19 protein-coding genes are annotated in these 17501 nt (G+C 71.0%); 7 read left to right on the top strand and 12 right to left on the bottom strand.

Annotated features, from left to right (window positions below):
* Positions 1 to 206: 206 nt before the first annotated feature.
* From ACRAKI_RS29135 to rimO, 4 genes are all read right to left on the bottom strand, one after another.
* Positions 207 to 629, bottom strand: coding sequence for a helix-turn-helix domain-containing protein (locus tag ACRAKI_RS29135; protein ID WP_447003688.1), 423 nt, complete (start codon positions 627 to 629; stop codon positions 207 to 209).
* A gap of 156 nt (positions 630 to 785) precedes the next feature.
* Positions 786 to 1259, bottom strand: a complete 474-nt coding sequence (locus ACRAKI_RS29140; protein WP_447003689.1) for a CinA family protein — start codon at positions 1257 to 1259, stop codon at positions 786 to 788.
* On the bottom strand, positions 1256 to 1789 hold the full coding sequence (gene pgsA / locus ACRAKI_RS29145) for a CDP-diacylglycerol--glycerol-3-phosphate 3-phosphatidyltransferase (RefSeq protein WP_447008549.1): 534 nt from the start codon (positions 1787 to 1789) through the stop codon (positions 1256 to 1258). The genes ACRAKI_RS29140 and pgsA overlap by 4 nt, the downstream gene beginning before the upstream one ends.
* A 47-nt stretch (positions 1790 to 1836) precedes the next feature.
* Complete coding sequence (rimO, locus tag ACRAKI_RS29150) at positions 1837 to 3213, bottom strand: 30S ribosomal protein S12 methylthiotransferase RimO (RefSeq protein WP_447008550.1); 1377 nt, start codon at positions 3211 to 3213, stop codon at positions 1837 to 1839.
* A gap of 578 nt (positions 3214 to 3791) precedes the next feature.
* Between rimO and ACRAKI_RS29155 the strand changes: the two genes are divergently transcribed.
* From ACRAKI_RS29155 to ACRAKI_RS29175, 5 genes are all read left to right on the top strand, one after another.
* Positions 3792 to 4292 (top strand): amino-acid N-acetyltransferase, encoded by a 501-nt coding sequence (locus ACRAKI_RS29155; RefSeq protein ID WP_447003690.1) that lies wholly within the window; start codon positions 3792 to 3794, stop codon positions 4290 to 4292.
* Between the two features lie 26 nt (positions 4293 to 4318).
* Positions 4319 to 5209, top strand: coding sequence for a MerR family transcriptional regulator (locus ACRAKI_RS29160; protein ID WP_447003691.1), 891 nt, complete (start codon positions 4319 to 4321; stop codon positions 5207 to 5209).
* Positions 5206 to 5460 carry a hypothetical protein gene (locus ACRAKI_RS29165; RefSeq protein ID WP_447003692.1) on the top strand — a complete coding sequence of 85 codons (255 nt, stop codon included), beginning with the start codon at positions 5206 to 5208 and terminating at the stop codon, positions 5458 to 5460. Before ACRAKI_RS29160 ends, ACRAKI_RS29165 begins: the two co-directional genes overlap by 4 nt.
* Positions 5457 to 5717 (top strand): hypothetical protein, encoded by a 261-nt coding sequence (locus tag ACRAKI_RS29170; RefSeq protein ID WP_447003693.1) that lies wholly within the window; start codon positions 5457 to 5459, stop codon positions 5715 to 5717. Before ACRAKI_RS29165 ends, ACRAKI_RS29170 begins: the two co-directional genes overlap by 4 nt.
* A gap of 477 nt (positions 5718 to 6194) precedes the next feature.
* Entirely contained in the window at positions 6195 to 6590 is a 396-nt protein-coding gene (locus tag ACRAKI_RS29175) for a phospholipase (RefSeq protein WP_447008551.1), read from the top strand.
* Positions 6591 to 6664: 74 nt separating this feature from the next.
* Here the strand turns inward: ACRAKI_RS29175 and ACRAKI_RS29180 are convergent, their stop codons facing one another.
* A complete protein-coding gene (locus tag ACRAKI_RS29180) occupies positions 6665 to 9067 on the bottom strand; it encodes a DNA translocase FtsK (RefSeq protein WP_447003694.1) in 2403 nt (800 codons plus the stop codon).
* A 131-nt stretch (positions 9068 to 9198) separates the two neighbouring features.
* Between ACRAKI_RS29180 and ACRAKI_RS29185 the strand changes: the two genes are divergently transcribed.
* Entirely contained in the window at positions 9199 to 9972 is a 774-nt protein-coding gene (locus ACRAKI_RS29185) for a lysophospholipid acyltransferase family protein (RefSeq protein WP_447003695.1), read from the top strand.
* A gap of 48 nt (positions 9973 to 10020) precedes the next feature.
* On the opposite strand, the gene ACRAKI_RS29190 is transcribed toward ACRAKI_RS29185, so the two are convergent.
* The 7 genes from ACRAKI_RS29190 to thyX all read right to left on the bottom strand — a co-directional run bounded on the left by ACRAKI_RS29190 (position 10021) and on the right by thyX (position 16772).
* Positions 10021 to 10524: a hypothetical protein gene (locus ACRAKI_RS29190; RefSeq protein WP_447003696.1), complete on the bottom strand. Its 504-nt coding sequence runs from the start codon at positions 10522 to 10524 to the stop codon at positions 10021 to 10023.
* 338 nt (positions 10525 to 10862) lie between these two features.
* Entirely contained in the window at positions 10863 to 11432 is a 570-nt protein-coding gene (locus tag ACRAKI_RS29195; protein ID WP_447003697.1) for a dienelactone hydrolase family protein, read from the bottom strand.
* Between the two features lie 27 nt (positions 11433 to 11459).
* On the bottom strand, positions 11460 to 13142 hold the full coding sequence (locus tag ACRAKI_RS29200) for a ribonuclease J (RefSeq protein WP_447003698.1): 1683 nt from the start codon (positions 13140 to 13142) through the stop codon (positions 11460 to 11462).
* Positions 13139 to 14035: a 4-hydroxy-tetrahydrodipicolinate synthase gene (gene dapA / locus ACRAKI_RS29205; protein WP_447003699.1), complete on the bottom strand. Its 897-nt coding sequence runs from the start codon at positions 14033 to 14035 to the stop codon at positions 13139 to 13141. Before dapA ends, ACRAKI_RS29200 begins: the two co-directional genes overlap by 4 nt.
* Before the next feature lie 69 nt (positions 14036 to 14104).
* The gene (locus tag ACRAKI_RS29210) at positions 14105 to 15553 is read right to left on the bottom strand and encodes a serine/threonine-protein kinase (protein ID WP_447003700.1); all 1449 of its coding nucleotides are present in this window, start codon (positions 15551 to 15553) and stop codon (positions 14105 to 14107) included.
* 70 nt (positions 15554 to 15623) lie between these two features.
* Positions 15624 to 16013, bottom strand: coding sequence for an ACT domain-containing protein (locus ACRAKI_RS29215; protein WP_447003701.1), 390 nt, complete (start codon positions 16011 to 16013; stop codon positions 15624 to 15626).
* Between the two features lie 6 nt (positions 16014 to 16019).
* A complete protein-coding gene (gene thyX / locus ACRAKI_RS29220; protein WP_447003702.1) occupies positions 16020 to 16772 on the bottom strand; it encodes an FAD-dependent thymidylate synthase in 753 nt (250 codons plus the stop codon).
* A 199-nt stretch (positions 16773 to 16971) separates the two neighbouring features.
* On the opposite strand from thyX, the gene ACRAKI_RS29225 reads away from it, so the two are divergent.
* Positions 16972 to 17499: a toxin-antitoxin system HicB family antitoxin gene (locus ACRAKI_RS29225; RefSeq protein WP_447003703.1), complete on the top strand. Its 528-nt coding sequence runs from the start codon at positions 16972 to 16974 to the stop codon at positions 17497 to 17499.
* Positions 17500 to 17501: the final 2 nt, after the last annotated feature.

The raw sequence follows: 17501 nt of genomic DNA on the forward strand, positions 1-17501 counted from the left end.
CCGCGCTGCTTCCACCGACCTGGGGAGATATCCGGGTTCACCCTGAGTCACCCCCTGACTTTCGTCGGCATGGTCATCCTGCCCGTCCGACTTCCGGCCGACGCGGCGACCCCGGTCGCGGATGCCAAGTCGTTGCACGCCCGGCGGGGAAACGCCGAAAGCCGAGCCGGTCGGGACCGGCTCGGCTCTCCACGGGTGCGCTGGGCTTACGCCGCCACCACCGCGTTGCGCGGCTTGCTGATCGAGGTGGACAGCCGGTGCGTGAGCACGGGCTGCAGCCGCAGGTCGGACAGGTCGTTGCCGATCACCGCCGGCACCATCGTGCCGCCCTCCAGACCCGCCGGCGCGGGAGCGGCCCGCTCGGCGAGCTCGGCCGGGGTGGGCACCGGCCGCTGGAGCGCGCCGATGTCCGAGGCGACCAGGTGCAGTAGTTCGGACAGGGGCAGGTCCAACGCTTCGCAGATCGCGGCCAACAGCTCGCTGGACGCCTCCTTGCGGCCACGCTCCACCTCGGAGAGGTACCCCAGGCTGACGCGGGCGGTCCTGGAGACCTCGCGCAGCGTGCGGCGTTGGGTGGTGCGGGCATGGCGGAGCCGATCACCGATCGCCTCGCGTAGCAGCACGGTCATCGCGCGCCTCCTTCCGGCCGGCCGTGCCACCACGTTACCGACCCGTTCCGTCGACGGGCAGTGACTTCCGGACACGTCCGCCAAGGGCGAACGAGTGAACTCGTGGGTAAGTTCCCGCGAGCGCCGCCGGGTGTGACGGGAAACGCCCTGTTCACGTCACTCGACAGGGATGTTCAGGTGGGCCAGCAGGAGGTCGAGGGCCGCCGCCGCGGATCCGGCGCGCACTTGGTGACGGTCACCACCGAGAGTGAGCGATTCAACCGAAGAATGGGACGAACCGGACAAACCGATGTGGACGGTGCCCGGCGCCACTCCGTCCTGCGGGTCCGGGCCGGCCACTCCGGTGAGCCCGAGACCCCACGTCGCCCCGCAGCGCTCCCGTGCGCCCTCGGCGAGCTGCCGGGCCACCTCGGGGTGCACCGCGCCGTGTTCGGCCAGCAGCGCGCCGTCCACGCCCGCGAGCGCGTGCTTGAGGTCGGTCGCGTAGACCACGAGCCCGCCGCGCACCACGGCGCTGGACCCGGGCACGGACGTCAGCTCGACCGTCACCATGCCCGCGGTCAGGGATTCGGCGGTGGCGACCGTCTCGCCGCGGGCCAGGAGCGCCCGGACGACGTCCTCGGCGCTCACGCCCCGGCCACCGCCCGCTTCCCCCTGGCGCGCAGCCGGACGGCGCGGACCACGTAGTCGACGCCGGTGACGACGGTCAGCACGACGGCCGCGCCCATGGTGATCACCGAGACCACGTCCAGCCACGCCGGCAGCGGCAGGATGTACAGGCCGATGGCGACGATCTGCACGAGCGTCTTGACCTTCCCGCCGCGGCTGGCCGGGATCACGCCGTGCCGGATGACCCAGAAGCGCAGCGCCGTCACGCCCAGCTCGCGCACCGCGATGACGATCGTCACCCACCACGGCAGCTCGCCGAGCACGCTCAGCCCGATCAGCGCGGCGCCGGTCAGCGCCTTGTCCGCGATCGGGTCGGCGATCTTGCCGAAGTCCGTGATCAGACCGTGCTTGCGGGCCAGGTTGCCATCGATGTGGTCGGTGACCGACGCGAGGGCGAACACGCCGAACGCCCACAGCCGCCACCAGTCCTGCCGACCGTCCTCGACGAAGAGGAGGTAGAGGAACACCGGCACGAGCACCAGCCGGGACATCGTCAGCACGTTGGCGATGTTCAGCACCGGCACGCGCGCGGGCTCCGTCACCTCGGCAGCACCTCGATCGCTGTGACGACCAGGTCGACGCCCTCGGACCCGTCGACCCGGCAGCGGACCAGGTCGCCGACCTTCAGGCCGTCGGCGTTCGTGACCACGCACTCGCCGTCGACCTCGGGCGCCTGGTGGGCGGCCCGGCCGAGGCAGTCGTTCTCGTCGTCCTCCTCGGTCTCGACCAGGACGACGACCTCCTCGCCCACGCGGTCCTCCGCGCGCTGCGAGATCAGCTCCTCGACCAGGTCCGAGATGCGGGAGACGCGCTCGGCGACGGTGTCCGCGTCCAGCTTGTCCGGCAGGTTCTCGGCCTCGGTGCCGTCCTCGTCGGAGTAGCCGAACACGCCCACCGCGTCCAGCCGGGCGGCGGTGAGGAAGCGCTCCAGCTCGGCCACGTCCTCCTCGGTCTCACCCGGGAAGCCGACGATGACGTTGCTGCGGATGCCGGCGCGCGGCGCGAGCGAGCGGATCTGCTCGACCAGGCCGAGGAACGACTCGGTGGACCCGAACCGCCGCATCCGGCGCAGGACGGCCTCGCTGGAGTGCTGGAAGGACATGTCGAAGTAGTCGGCCACGCCCTCGGTGGTGGCGATGGCCTTGACCAACGCGGGCTTCGTCTCGGCCGGCTGGAGGTAGGACACCCGCACCCGGTCGATGCCGGGGACCTTCGCCAACCGCTCCAGCAGCTGTTCGAGGCCGCCCAGCTCGCGCGGCAGGTCCTTGGCGTAGGAGGTGGAGTTCTCCGAGACCAGGAAGACCTCGCGGACGCCCTGCTCGGCCAGCCACATCGCCTCGGCCACCACCTCGTCCGGGTGGCGGGACACGAAGGCCCCGCGGAACGACGGGATCGCGCAGAACGAGCAGCGGCGGTCGCAACCGGAGGCGATCTTCAGCGGGGCGACCGGGCTGTCCGTCAGGCGGGTGCGCAGGACGCGCGGCCCCCAGCCGTGACCGGGGACCTGGACGTCCTCGGCGGCCTTCGGACGCTGCACGGGGGTGAGCGGGAGGAGCGTGCGCCGGTCCACCGGCTTGTGCGACTGGATGCTCTGACCTGCGAGGACGTCGTCCAGGCGGTCGGCGAGGTCGGTGTAGTGGTCGAAGCCCAGCACGGCGTTCGCCTCGGGCAGGCTGTCGGCCAGCTCGGCGCCGTACCGCTCCGCCATGCACCCGACCGCGACCACCTTCGCGCCACTGTCCGCGGCGGCGAGGAGGGTGTCCACGGAGTCCTTCTTGGCCGACTCCACGAAGCCGCACGTGTTCACCACGACCACGTCGGCCTCGTCGTCGACCAACTCCCAACCACCGGCGGTGAGGCGGCCGGCGAGCTCTTCGGAGTCGACTTCGTTGCGGGCGCACCCGAGGGTCAGCATGGCGACGCGCTTGGACGTGGTGGGGGAAGACACGGTGCTCAGCGTAACCGGCGCGGCAGCCGTCGTCGGCCGGCCGGGCACCCTCGGTGCGACGAGCGGTCCAGGTCAGGTGCGGAGGACCGTTCGCACGAGCCCTCCGACGCCTGTGGCCGGGGCTGTCCGGCCCGGGGAAGGTGGCGCGCGCCACGGCGTCCTCGCCCCCTCCCCGACCGTCGCGCGGTCGAGCTCCTGGTCGACCGCGAGCACGTCATCCTGCGCGCCGGGACAGTTCACCCCGACCGCCCCCGCGAATTCCCGCTTCGGTCAGCAGCCCTCGCTTCGCCCCGCACGGCGTTCACGAGATCGCTTTTCTGAATCTCCGCTTCCCGGTGAACCGGTGGCACACCGGAAGTGGAGCCGTGATGGCCGATTGCGCGGCAAGGCTCAGGAACGGCGGCCCTTCGCGCACAACGGCATGAGCAGGCGCTCCGGCTCATCGCGGAACGACCGGTGGTGGCCCGTCCTGGGCCGCGGAGCACCGGACACCTCCGACGCCCGCCGAATAGGAGCCGGTGGCGTCCGGCGGTTACGTTGAACACGTGAACGACCCGATCAACGTGCGTCGCGCCCGCACCGGCGACGTGCGGACGATGAAGACCCTCATCGACGCGTACGCGGGCAAGGTGTTGCTGGCCAAGCCGCTCGTGACGCTGTTCGAGGACATCCAGGAGTTCTGGGTCGCCGAGGAAGACGGCGTGGTCCTGGGGTGTGGCGCCCTGCACGTGCTGTGGGAGGACCTGGCCGAGATCCGCACGGTCGCGGTGGCGCCTACGGCGCTGGGGCGGGGCATCGGGCACCGGATCGTGCACCGGTTGATCGAGACGGCCCGCGAGCTCCAGCTCGAGCGGCTGTTCGTGCTCACCTTCGAGACGGACTTCTTCGGCAAGCACGGCTTCGTGGAGATCGACGGCACGCCGGTGTCGTCGGAGGTCTACGAGGAGATCATGCGGTCGGCCGACGAGGGCGTGGCCGAGTTCCTGGACCTCTCGTACGTGAAGCCCAACACCCTCGGCAACTCGCGCATGCTCCTGCACTTGTAACTCTTCGAACAGCAACTCGAAGAGTCTTGACTCGACGAACGAGCCACACCAAGATCGGCGTCGTGGAGCAGTTGACGGTCGACGAGTTGGCGGTCCGGGTCGGCCTGCCCGGCAGCACCATCCGCATGTACCAGACCAAAGGCGTCCTGCACGCGCCGCGCAGGCAGGGCCGCGTCGCCTACTACAACGCCTCCCACCTGGAACGCCTCGCCCTCGTCCAACGCCTCCAGTCGCGCGGCTTCTCGCTGCCCGCGATCGCCGAACTGGTGAAGGCGCGCGAGAAGGGCGCCAGCGTCGCGGCGGTGCTGGGCGTCGGCGACGCCGAAGGCCCGGACGACTGGGTCCGGATCAGGGTCCGCGACATCAGCCGCCTGGTCCCGATGGGCGACATCCGGCCCCGCGTCCTGCGCCGCGCCGTCCAGCTCGGCCTGGTCCGCTGGCGACGCGGCTGGCCTCACGTCCGCCGCTGGGCGCTCGACTCGGGCAACCGGCTCGCCGCGCTGAGCGTCCCCAGCGAGGACGTGCTGGACAAGTTCGCCAACCTGCGCACCGCCACCGACGGCATCGCGGCCGACTTCGTGTCGGTGTTCGAGCGCCACCTCTGGCCGCAACTGGCCGACAACGCGGGCCAGGAGGACCAGCTCGACCGGATGCGCGCACTCCTCGTGGAGCTGACCTACACCGCCGAGACCGTCGTGATCGGCACGCTGCGCGAGTCCATCCGCGACGCCGCCGAGGAGTTCGCCCGCCGCCACCAACTGCTCCCCGGCGACGACTTCAAGCCCGCCTGGGCCGGGGAACCGGTGCCCATCGCCGAACGTCTGACCGACACCGGCGAGGACGACGAGATCCCCGACGAGCCGACGATCCAGCGGTTCCTCGACCGGGGAGACGACCACGACGAGCCGGTCCGATGACGGCGCTCCGGCCCGTCCAGGACGACGACCCGGACCTCGTGCTCCCCGGTTCGCCCTGCGGTGACGCACGGGCGCAGGTCGGGGCGTTCGGGCCGGTGCGGTGGGGTTCGGCTCGCCCGCCCGACCGGGACCGGCTCGGCGACGCCGCCGGGGAAGACGTCCGCCGGCCGGTCCGCCGCTCCGCCACCCGCCGCTCCGCCACCCGCCGCTCCGCCACCCGCCGCTCCCCCGCCCGACGGAGAGCCGCGTGATCGCGGTCATCGGCGTGCTGGTCGGGCTGCGAGCGGGGTACTGGTACGACCGTTCGATCGGCCGGCACCCGTGGCGATCCGGGGTGAAGCGGCTGGTGTTCTGGGTGCTGCTGTTCGTCGCCGAGTACGTCGTGGTGCGGTCGGCGTCCGCCTCGCTGGACGAGGTGACGGCGTGGCCGGTGGTGTTCGCGTACGTGCTCGCGGTGTGCCTGATCGGTCCGTGGGTCTCGGAGTACTACCGCAGGCGCGCCGTCTGAGCCCGCCGTCCGAGCCCGCCGGCGCGGACAGCGAGGCAGCGAGCCGGGCAAGGCATCGGGACCTCGCCGGACTGGGTACGGCTGCGCGAAGTACCGATCGCGAACGCCGAACCGTCGTTCGTACCGGCGGACCACCCGGCGTTGGACGGTTCAGGGCAGTGCAGCGAGTTGTCCGGCCCATCCGGAACACGTTCGACGGCCCAACCACTCGGCCGCCGAATGGTCCCGCAGCGTCTCGACCGGCGACGTGCCCACCGGCTCGGCGAACGCTGAAGTGTTGGCACCACTGGGATTCCGGAACCGGCGGGTCCCGTCGACACCGGTGACCGTTCGCGGTCGGATGTTCACCCGTAATTGAGACGGAGTGAGCCGATCGGGGCTGTTGCCCGTTGATCAGCGACCGGTACAAACCCTCAAAACCGAAAACCGAGGGGAAGTACCGTGCTCGTGAAATCCCTGCGCAACACGTTCGCCGTCATGGTCGCCGCGCTCGCCCTGCTGGTCGGCGCCGGTGTCGGTCAGGCGGCGATCAACGCTCCGGCGGTGACCGACGACTACCTCTTCAGCAAGTCCCTGGCGCAGTTCGCCTCCATCCGCACGCAGCGGCCGTACAGCACCCAGCTCGACTGGTCGTCGGACGGCTGTTCCTGGTCGCCGGACAACCCGTTCGGCTTCAAGTTCCTGCCGGCCTGCCACCGGCACGACTTCGGCTACCGCAACTACAAGCGGCAGGGCCGGTTCAACGAGTCGACCCGCCTGCGGATCGACAACAACTTCAAGTCCGACATGTACCACCAGTGCGCGGGCAACTGGTCCTGCAACCGGACCGCGGACGCCTACTACAACGCGGTGCGCCAGTTCGGCGCCAGCTGACGCCGTCGTGACCGTTCCCCCGTCATCGCTCCGGCGGGGGAACATCCCATTCCGGGGAACGCGCCGCGGGGACGTCAGTCCTCATCGGCGTCGTCCGGGCCTGAACCGCCGCGGATCAGGTAGACGAGCGAGTCCAGCTCGTCCGGCTTGATCAGCACGTCGCGGGCCTTCGAGCCTTCCGACGGGCCCACGACGCCGCGCGTCTCCAGCAGGTCCATCAACCGTCCCGCCTTGGCGAAGCCCACCCGCAGCTTGCGCTGCAGCATGGACGTCGAGCCGAACTGGGACGTGACGATCAGCTCCGCCGCCTGGATGAGCAGTTCCAGGTCGTCACCGATGTCGGCGTCGATCTCCTTCTTCTCGCTCGCCTTCGCCGCCGTGACGCCGTCCGTGTACTCCGGCTGCGCCTGGGTCTTGGCGAAGTTGACGATCTCGGAGATCTCGTCGTCCCCGACGTACGCGCCCTGGACGCGCACCGGCTTCGAGGCGCCCATCGGCAGGTACAGGCCGTCGCCCATGCCGATCAGCTTCTCCGCGCCCGGCTGGTCCAGGATGACCCGCGAGTCGGTCAGCGACGACGTGGCGAACGCCAGCCGGGACGGCACGTTCGTCTTGATCAGGCCGGTCACCACGTCCACGGACGGCCGCTGCGTCGCCAGCACCAGGTGGATGCCCGCCGCGCGCGCCTTCTGCGTGATCCGCACGATCGCGTCCTCGACGTCGCGCGGCGCGGTCATCATCAGGTCGGCCAGCTCGTCCACGATCGCCATGATGTACGGGTACGGGCGGTAGACGCGCTCGCTGCCCGGCGGCGCCGCGATCTCGCCCGACTTGACCTTGCGGTTGAAGTCGTCGATGTGCCGGACCCGGTTGACCTGCATGTCCTGGTAGCGCTGCTCCATCTCCTCGACCAGCCAGGCCAGCGCGGCGGCGGCCTTCTTCGGCTGGGTGATGATGGGCGTGATCAGGTGCGGGATGCCCTCGTACGGCGTCAGCTCGACCATCTTCGGGTCGATCAGGATCATCCGCACCTCCTCCGGCGTGGCCCGCGCCAGCAGCGACACCAGCATCGAGTTCACGAAGCTGGACTTGCCGGAACCGGTGGAGCCCGCGACCAGCAGGTGCGGCATCTTGGTCAGGTTCGCGGTGACGAAGTGGCCCTCGATGTCCTTGCCCAGCCCGATCACCATCGGGTGGTTGTCGTTGACCGTGGACGGCGAGCGCAGCACGTCGCCGAGGCGCACCATCTCGCGGTCGCTGTTGGGCACCTCGATGCCCACGGCGGACTTGCCGGGGATCGGGGCCAGCAGCCGGACGTTGTCGGTGGCCACCGCGTAGGCGATGTTCTTGGTCAGCGCGGTGATCTTCTCGACCTTCACGCCCGGACCCAGCTCCACCTCGTACCGGGTGACCGTGGGGCCGCGGGTGAAGCCGGTGACCTGCGCGTCGATGGAGAACTGGTCGAGCACGCCGGTGATGGCCTCGATCATCAGGTCGTTGGCCTTGCTGCGGGCCTTCGGCGCGTCGCCGTCCTTGAGGATGGTCGGCGGCGGCAGCCGGTAGTCGCCCTCGACCGCGCGCACGGCGATCGCGGCCGGCTTGGCCGTCTCCGGGCTGGACTTGGGCTTGGGCGCGGGCTTCACGGGCGGCGGCGTCGGCTCTTCGTCCAGCGGCAGCTCGGCCTGCTCGTCCGGGACCGCGGTGGCCTGGCGGCGGCTGCGGGACGGGCGGCGCAGCTTGGGCGGCTCCGGCTCGTCCTCTTCCTCCGGCTCGAACTCGTCGACGGACTTGCCCCGGTTGAGCAGGCCGCCCAGCTTCGCGGGCACGTCGCGGATCGGCACGTGCACGAGCAGCAGCACGCCGTACCCGAAGATCAGCACCAGCAGCGGACCCGCGACCCACGGCGTCAGACCTTGGGCCAGGAAACCGCCGGCGAGGTAGCCGAGCGCGCCACCGGCGTCACGGCGTGCGAGCGGGTCCACCGGCAGGCCGCCGACGAGGTGGAACATGCCCAGGAAGCCCACCATGACCAGGAGTCCGCCGATCACCAGGCGCGGCCGGGCCTCGGGGTTCGGGTCGGTGCGCATGAGCGTGACGCCGATCGCCGGCAGCATCAGCGGCACGATCACCGCAGGGCCGCCGACGGAGCTGCGCACCGCGACGTCGACCCACTGCCCCACCGGACCGCCCGCCTGGAACCACACGCCCGCGGCGCTGATGACGCCCAGCGCGATGAGCACCAGCCCCAGGCCGTCACGGCGGTGCGCCGGGTCCAGCTCCTTGCCCCGGCCGACCGCGCGGACCACCGAACCGACACCGCGCCCGAGCAGGCCCCACACCTTGCCGATCGAGGAGCCGGACTTCTTCTTCGGCGCCGCGCGCTTGGCAGCCGGCCTGGCCGCGCGAGCACGGGGCTTCGACCCGGATCCGGTGGTGCGGGTCGAGCCCTTGCGCGAAGTCCCAGTTCGGCCGGCCATGCCCTCTACGGTAGTCCCTCGAACCCCACCAGCCCCAACGGTCACGCTCGACGTGACCTGCGCTGCCAGTCCTCCATAGTTGCCCGGGATGCGGTGCGCCGACACCTCGACACGCCGTAGCCTTTCGCGCTGTGCCCACACCACTGCTGTGGCGCGTGCTGACCGCTGTCGACCAAGGGGTCGTCGGCCTCAGCGGACGACTCGAAGTCACCGGCGACATCCCGGCGGACCTCAGGGGACGTCCCCTGCTGCTCGCGTCCAACCACATCGGCAACCTCGACCCCTTCGTGCTGATCGCGGCCTGCCGCCGGATCGGTGTCGCGCCGCGCTTCCTGCTCGCGGGCGGGCTGCTCGACGCCCCGGTCCTCGGGCCGCTGCTGCGGGGTTCCGGCCACCTGCGGGTGGACCGGGCGGCGGCGGACGTCGGCGACGCCTACCACCGCACCGTCGAGGCGTTGCAGCGCGGCGGCGACCCCATCGCGCTGTACCCGGAAGGCCGGGTCAGCCTCGATCCCGGGTTGTGGCCGGAGCGGGGCAAGACCGGCGCGGCCAGGCTGGCGCTGAGCGGCGGCATCCCGGTGGTCCCGGTCAGCCAGTGGGGCGCGCACGAGGCCGTCTACTGGGGCAACACCCACGTCGACGGGTGGCAGGACGTCAAGCCGTACCTCACGTCGTACGCGCGCGGGATGCGGCGGCGACCGACGTTCAAGGTGCACTTCGGCAAGCCGGTGGACCTGTCCGGCCTGGAGGACGGCAAGCCGGGTGACGCGCGGCGCGCGCACGAGCGGATCATGCGGGCGATCACGGCGGGCCTGGTGCCGTTGCGGATCGACGAGCCGGACCTGCCGAAGTTCCACGACCCCACGCGGCCCACCACGGGCAAGAGCCCCTGGAAGCCGGAGTAGGGCACCCCGACCGGTCCACCGAGGACGGTGGACCGGAAAGCGCGGCGATCAGATCGTGAACAACGGGCTGTGCAGCTCGGGGAACTCGGTGATCAGGCCGTCCGGCCACTCGACGGTCCCGACAGCGGCCATGAAGTAGGTCGCCCGGACGTAAGGCGACACGGAGGCGTTGGTGTTGACCTGGATCGTGGACCTGCCGTAATCGGTCGCGACGGCCACGAGGGTGTTGTTGCGGACCACGCCCACGAAGATCTCCATCTGGGGCATGACGTGGCTGCAGTTCAGCCAGCCCGGCCCCTGCACGCCGCCGCCGGAACCGCCGTACCACCGACCGGGGTTGCTCACGGTCAACGTGCACGACCACGCGCCGCGGGTGATGGTGTTCGTGGCCTGGAGGGAGATCGCCGAGCCCGTCAGGCCCGCCGTCGCCCCGGTGATCACCGACCGCGGCACGGCCGCGACGCCGGCCTCCGCCCGTGCGACCGGGCCGAGCGCCACCGCCGCCGAGGCCGCCAGCACGACGGCCGCCGCCCGGACCAGGAGGGCGCCCATTCTTCGTCCACGCGTTCCACCCATGGATTTCCTCACCGTTCGATCGTGAATCCGCGAAATCGGGTGATTCCAGCGCACACCGTAACCACGCGCGATTCACCGGGTAAATGCGGCGAACGAGTGCCGACCGATCGGCGCGCGACCGGAAGGAAAAGGGCGATCACCCATCCGTTCCCGCACCGCGGCGACCATACGCTGAACTGCCGGGAATCCCGCGCGCGAGACCGCACATCGCGGGATTCCGGCACTGCGGTGTCGCGCAGGGAATCGGGTTCCGGTCCGGCGATCGTGACGGGCCGGGAGTAATCACCCCGTTGAATCCCACCCGACGACGGGCACTAGTTCAGGAACGCGAGCACGCGCTCCATCATCACGACGGCGGCCGCCTCGTCGTAGGACGACAGGCTCTCGTCGGCGAACAGGTGCTTGTCGCCCGGGTACAGGAACAGCTCGCCATCCGCCGCGCCCGCGACCAGGGCCCGCGCCGCGTCGAGGTCGCCGTCCTCCACGAACAGCTCGTCCGCCGACATCGCGTGGACCTGCACCGGCACGCTCGCGGGCCAGGAGCCGCCGAACTCCGCCAGCGGCACGCACGCGCTGAACAGCAGCGCGCCCGCCGCACCCGGCTTGGTCTGGGCCAGCATCTGCGCCGGCAGCACGCCCAGCGAGAACCCCGCGTAGACGACGTCGGCGGGCAGTCCCTCGGCGGCGAGGAGGCCGCGTTCGGCGATCGTGCCGAACCCGACCTCCTCCGCGTAGTCGAGGCCCGCGCCCAGGTCGACGAAGATGCGCCCCTCGTACAGGTCAGGCAGGTGGACGGTGTGCCCGGCCTCCGCCAACCGCTCGGCGAAGACCTCGACACCGGGCGTCAACCCGTGCGCGTGGTGGAACAGCAGAACCTCGGCCACGTCACGTCCTCCCCGCCCTGGCGGCGGTCAGTTCACCGGGATGATGGTGGGCACGATCATCGGGCGGCGGCGGTAGGTCTCGGCGACCCAGCGGCCCACCACGCGGCGCACGGCCTGCGCGATGCGGTGCGAGTCCGTGATGCCCTCGGCCTCGGTGCGGGACAGCTCCATCTCCACCAGCGACACGGCCTGGTCGAGGGCCTTCGGGTCGTCGGAGAACCCGCGCCCGGAGACGGTCGGCGGTGCGACCGCGCGGCCGTTGGTGGAGTCCACGGCCACGGTGATGGCGATGAACCCGCCCTCGCCGAGCACCAGCCGGTCGGACAGGGTCGACTCGCCGACGTCGCCGACGGACAGCCCGTCCACGTAGACGTGCCCGACCTCGACCTTGCCGCTGATCGCGGCCTTGCCCTCGACCAGGTCGACCACCACGCCGTCCTCGGCGATGACGACCCGCTCCTCGGCCACGCCGGTCGCCACGGCCAGCGCCGCGTTCGCCCGCAGGTGCCGCCACTCGCCGTGCACCGGCATGACGTTCGACGGCCGCACCGCGTTGTACAGGAACAGCAGCTCGCCGGCGGGCGAGTGGCCGGACACGTGCACCTTGGCGTTGCCCTGGTGCACGACCGTCGCGCCGAGCCGCGCCAGGCCGTTGACCACGCCGAACACCGCGTTCTCGTTGCCCGGGATCAGCGACGACGCCAGCACGATCGTGTCCCCGGCCTTGATCGAGATCTGCCGGTGCTCGCCGCGCGCCATCCGGGACAGCGCCGACAGCGGCTCGCCCTGCGACCCGGTGGACACGAACATCACCTGGTCCTCGGGCATGTCCATGGCCTCGTTGAGGTCCACGAACAGGCCGTCCGGCACGCGCAGGTACCCCAGCTCGGACGCGATGCCCATGTTGCGCACCATCGACCGGCCGACCAGCGCGACCCGCCGGTTGTACTGCACGGCCACGTCCAGCACCTGCTGCACGCGGTGCACGTGCGAGGCGAAGCACGCCACGATCACCCGCTGGTTGGCCTTGCGGATGACGTTCTCCAGCACCGGCCCGATCTCGCGCTCCGGCACCACGAACCCCGGTACCTCGGCGTTGGTCGAGTCCACCAGGAACAGGTCGACGCCCTCGTCGCCGAGCCGGGAGAACCCGGCCAGGTCGGTCAGCCTGCCGTCCAGCGGCAGCTGGTCGAGCTTGATGTCACCGGTGTGCAGCACCAGGCCGGCGGTCGTGCGGATGGCGACCGCGACGGCGTCCGGGATGGAGTGGTTGACCGGGAAGAACTCCAGGTCGTACGGGCCGAACGAGCGCCGCTCGCCGTCGCCGATCTCGACCAGCCGCGGCGTCTGGCGGTGTTCCCGGCACTTGGCCGCGAGCAGCGCGAGCGTGAGCCGGGAACCGACCACCGGCACGTCCGGGCGCAGCTTGAGCAGGAACGGCACCGCGCCGATGTGGTCCTCGTGCCCGTGCGTCAGGACCACGGCCTCGATGTCGTCCAGCCGGTCCTCGATCGCCCGGAAGTCGGGCAGGATCAGGTCGACGCCCGGCTGGTCGTCCTCGGGGAACAGCACGCCGCAGTCCACGACGAGCAGCCGGCCGGCGTGCTCGAACACCGTCATGTTGCGGCCGATCTCGCCAATTCCGCCCAGTGCGACGAGGCGCAGAGCTCCCTCTGGCAGTGCGGGCGGGGGTGAGTTCGGGTTGATCACGCGTTGACTCCCAATTCGGCTTCGACAGCCTCGATGTCCTCGGTTGAAGCAGGTACCAGCGGCAGCCTCGGGTCGCCCACGTCGAGTCCGCGCACACGCAGCGCGGTCTTCGCGTAGGTGACGCCGGGCATCCGGCTGAAGGGCCGCAGCAGCGGCAGCAGTGACTGGTGGATCGCCCTCGCGCCGGCGACGTCCCCGGACTCGAAGGCGTTGAGCATGTCGCGCAGCTTGTCCCCGGCGAAGTGCGAGATGACGCTGACGAAGCCGACCGCGCCGACCGACAGCCAGGGCAGGTTCAGCGGGTCGTCACCGGAGTAGTAGGCCAGGTCGGTGGCGGCCATGACCTTGCTGCCCGCGTGCAGGTCGCCCTTGGCGTCCTTCACGGCCACGATCCGGGGGTGCTCGGCGAGCCGCAGCAGGGTGTCCACGTCGATGGGGATGACGGTGCGCGGCGGGATGTCGTAGAGCATCACCGGCACGCCGATCTGGTCGGCCACGGTGGTGAAGTGCGCGTACACGCCTTCCTGGGAGGGGCGCGAGTAGTACGGCGTGACCAGCAGCAGCCCGTGTGCGCCGGCCGCCTCCGCGTCCTTGGCGAGTTGGACGCTGTGCGCGGTGTCGTACGTGCCGGCGCCGCTCACCACGGTCACGCGGTCGCCGACCGCCTCCACCACGGCGCGGATGAGGTCGGCCTTCTCGGTGTTGCTCGTGGTGGGGCTCTCGCCGGTGGTGCCGTTGAGCACGAGACCGTCGCTGCCCAGCTCGACGAGGTGCTCGGCGAGCTTCTGCGCCTTGTCCAGGTCCACCGCCCCGCGGGCGTCGAACGGGGTGACCATGGCGGTGAGCACGCGGCCGAAGGGTCGGCCGGGCAAGGCGGTAGGACTTCCGGTCATAGCCGGAAATCTACCGCGTCACCCTCCGCAACCTGCGACGACAGTGCCTACTCGGGGCCGACTCCACCCCTACTCGGCGTACACCTGTTCGGACAACGCGGTCTTGTCCGCGTTCCACAGCACGCAGAACACCTCACGGCTGCCCTTGTCGTCCGAATCGCTCGGGTCGGCCTTCCACTCCTTCGCCGTCGGCACCACGGCGACGTAACGGAACTTGTCCGCCTTGTCCTCCACCGGGACGCGGTCGGACATGAAGTGCAGCGTGCAGAAGCGCTCCGCGTACTCCCTCATCCACTCGCCCTCGGGGTAGGCGCGCTTGTCCGAGGAGCCGAACGGCGAGCCGGCCGCGTAGACCTCGACCCGGTGCGGCTTCTCGCAGGAGGTGGCGTTCACCGTGATGTCCTGCTCGACGAAGTTGTCGCCGCACTGCCCCTCGCGCAGCTCGAACTGGCTCGCCGCGATGGTGCCCTCGGATCCGAAGGTGATCGACTCGGCCATCGCGGCGGGCGGGCCGTCGGTGAACATCCACCGGCCCAGGAACACGCCCGCGACCAGCAGCGCGACCGCGGCCAGCACGCCGCCGGAGATCAGCGCGTTCTTCAGCCACGGCTTCCGCACGGCGGTCGGCGCGGTGTAGTGCATGGTCGAGTTCGGCGGCACGCCGAACCCCGTCGGCGGGGTCGGCTGGGCGGCGGCGCGTTCCAGCATGGCGCGCGCCTGCGGGCCGGTGAGCCGGGCGTTCGGGTCGGGCATCAGCAGGCCCGTGATCACCGCGCCGAGCGCGCCGTGCGCCCTGGTCAGCCGGGGCATCTCGTTCATGATCGCGTGCAGGGTGGACGCGGTGGACGTGCGCTCGTACGGGTTGACGCCCTCCACGGCGTAGCAGAGGGTCGCGCCCAACGCCCACAGGTCGGAGGCGGGCGACGCCTCGTGGCCGTGGATCCGTTCCGGCGACATGTAGGCGGGCGAGCCGATGAGGCTGCCGGCGGTGGTCAGCCGCGGGTCGTCCACGGCCTGGGCGATGCCGAAATCGGTCAGCTTCACCCGGCCGGCGGGCGTGACCATCAGGTTGCCGGGCTTCACGTCCCGGTGCACGATGCCCGCCTGGTGCGCGGAGTCCAGTGCGGACAGCGCCTGGACCGCCATGGCGACGACCCGCTCCTGCGGCATCGGGCCGTGCGCGTTGATCAGCGTGGAGAGCGTGGGCGCCTCGACCAGCTCCATCACGATGTAGTTCGTGCCGTGCTCGGCGACCACGTCGAACACCGTGACCACGCCGGGGTCGTTCAGCCGGCCGGCGGTGCGCGCCTCGCGGAGCACCCGCTCCTCCAGCACCCGGCGCTCCTCGGGCGCGATGCCGTCGGGCAGGTGCAGCTCCTTGATCGCGACCTGGCGACCGATCACGTTGTCCTGGGCGCGCCAGACGACGCCCATGCCGCCGCGCCCCAGCTCGGCGAGCAGGGTGTACCTGCCCGCGATGACGCGGGGTTGGGTGCTCACACCTTGGGGACCAGTCACCGTCACTCCTCGAAACCCGACCGCGGACCGGGCGGACGCTACTTCAGACCCGCCGGAACCCGGTCCGGTTTCACGGTTTCGTGACTTCGTGCCCGGAAGCTCGCAGCGCCTGCACCGCGCGGGCCAGGTCACCAGCCTTCACCAGCAGGTGGTCCGTGTCGTATGTGGACAACGCGAACAAGCTCACACCCGCCGCGGCCAGCTCGCCCGACAGCGCGGCCATGATCCCGGTGAGCGTGAACTCCAGCGGGCCGCGCACGGTCAGCAGCCGCCAACCGGGCTGCGCGGTCTCCGCCGGCGGGGCCACCTCGCTCGGGCACACGACGGACAGCTCGTCGGGCGTCCTGGTCACGGACACGAGACCGGGCGCGTCGAGCAGCCCGGCCGGGACCGGCGCGTCCGCGGCCAGCCGGGCGACCGTGTACTCACCCGGCCGGACGTCGACGATCAGCCGCTTCACCGGTCGTCAGCCTTCGGTGACCAGCGGGCTGGAGGCGACCTCGGTGCCGTCGGACAGGGTGGAGACGGCGAAGTCGGCGAACACGTTGGCCGCCGCCTTCTGGAGCTGGCGCAGGCACTCCACGGCCAGGGCGCGGATCTCCACGTCGGCGTGCTCGGTGGCGCGCATGGCGATGAAGTGCCGCCAGGCGCGGTAGTTGCCGGTCACCACGATGCGGGTCTCGGTGGCGTTGGGCAGGATCGCGCGGGCCGCCTGACGGGCCTGCTTGCGGCGCAGGGTGGCGCTGGGGACGTCGGAGAACTTCTCCTCCAGGCCCTTCAGCAGCTCGTTGTAGGCCTCGACACTGGCCTGCGCGGCGGCGAGGAACTTCTCGTGCAGCTCGGGGTCGTTCGCGATGACGTCCGGCTCGACCATGGCGGCGTTGCGCTCGGGCACGTACCGCTGGGACAGCTGCGAGTACGAGAAGTGCCGGTGCCGGATCAGCTCGTGCGTCAGGGAGCGGGAGATGCCGGTCATGTAGAAGGTGACCGAGCCGTGCTCCAGCACCGAGAGGTGGCCGACCTCGATGATGTGCTTGATGTAGCCGGAGTTCGTGGCGGTGGCCGGGTTCGGCTTGGTCCACGACTGGTAGCAGGCGCGGCCCGCGAACTCGGCCAGCGCCTCGCCGCCGTCGGCGTCGGTGGACCACGGGACGCCGTCCGGGGGGAAGAACTCCGTCTTCGCGATCAACTGCACCTTAGGCGCCACCGTCTCAGCCATGGCCCGAACCCTAACCGAAGCCTCTCCGAAGCCGAGCCACGCGCCTCTGTTCGGCCGATCGGCGCGCGTCCATTCGCCATGCCGATCGCTGCCGCCTGCCGCGCTCGTGTCGCCACCGACGCCGTCGTGCCGCCTTGTGCCGTCATGGCGACATCACGGGTTCCTTGACGAACGTCAGTTTTGACGTCATGGTGGTGTCATGGATCTGTCGCCGTACATCGCAGCACTGCGCGAGGACCTCGCGACGGCCGCGTCCGCCGGGGATGACAACACCCGGCGCACCGCGGCCCTGCTGTCCGCAGCCTTGGAGCCCGCCGCGCGGCTCGCACTCATGAACGCGCTGTCCGACCTGGCCGCGGAGGTCACCGCGGCCCTCGACGGCCCCGTCGTCGACGTGCGGTTGGACGGACGGGACGTGCAGGTGGTCGTCACCGGCGCGTCCGCTCGGGAGGAACCCGAACCCGAGCCGCGGGAAGTTCCCCGGCCCGCCGCCGGTGACGCCACGCGCGTCACGTTGCGGCTGCTGGACGAGCTGAAGGCCAAGGCCGAACAGGCCGCCTCCGCCCAGGGCATGTCGTTGAACACGTTCGTGGCCCAGGCCGTGCAGGGCGCGGTCGGCGGGCGCAGGGGCGGTCCCGGTGGCGGTCACAAGCACTGGGGACCGCCGAAGGACCAGGGGGACGGCGGCTCGTCGTCCTCCCGCGTGCGCGGCTGGGTCCAGGGCTGAGG

This window comes from Saccharothrix isguenensis (assembly GCF_052936305.1).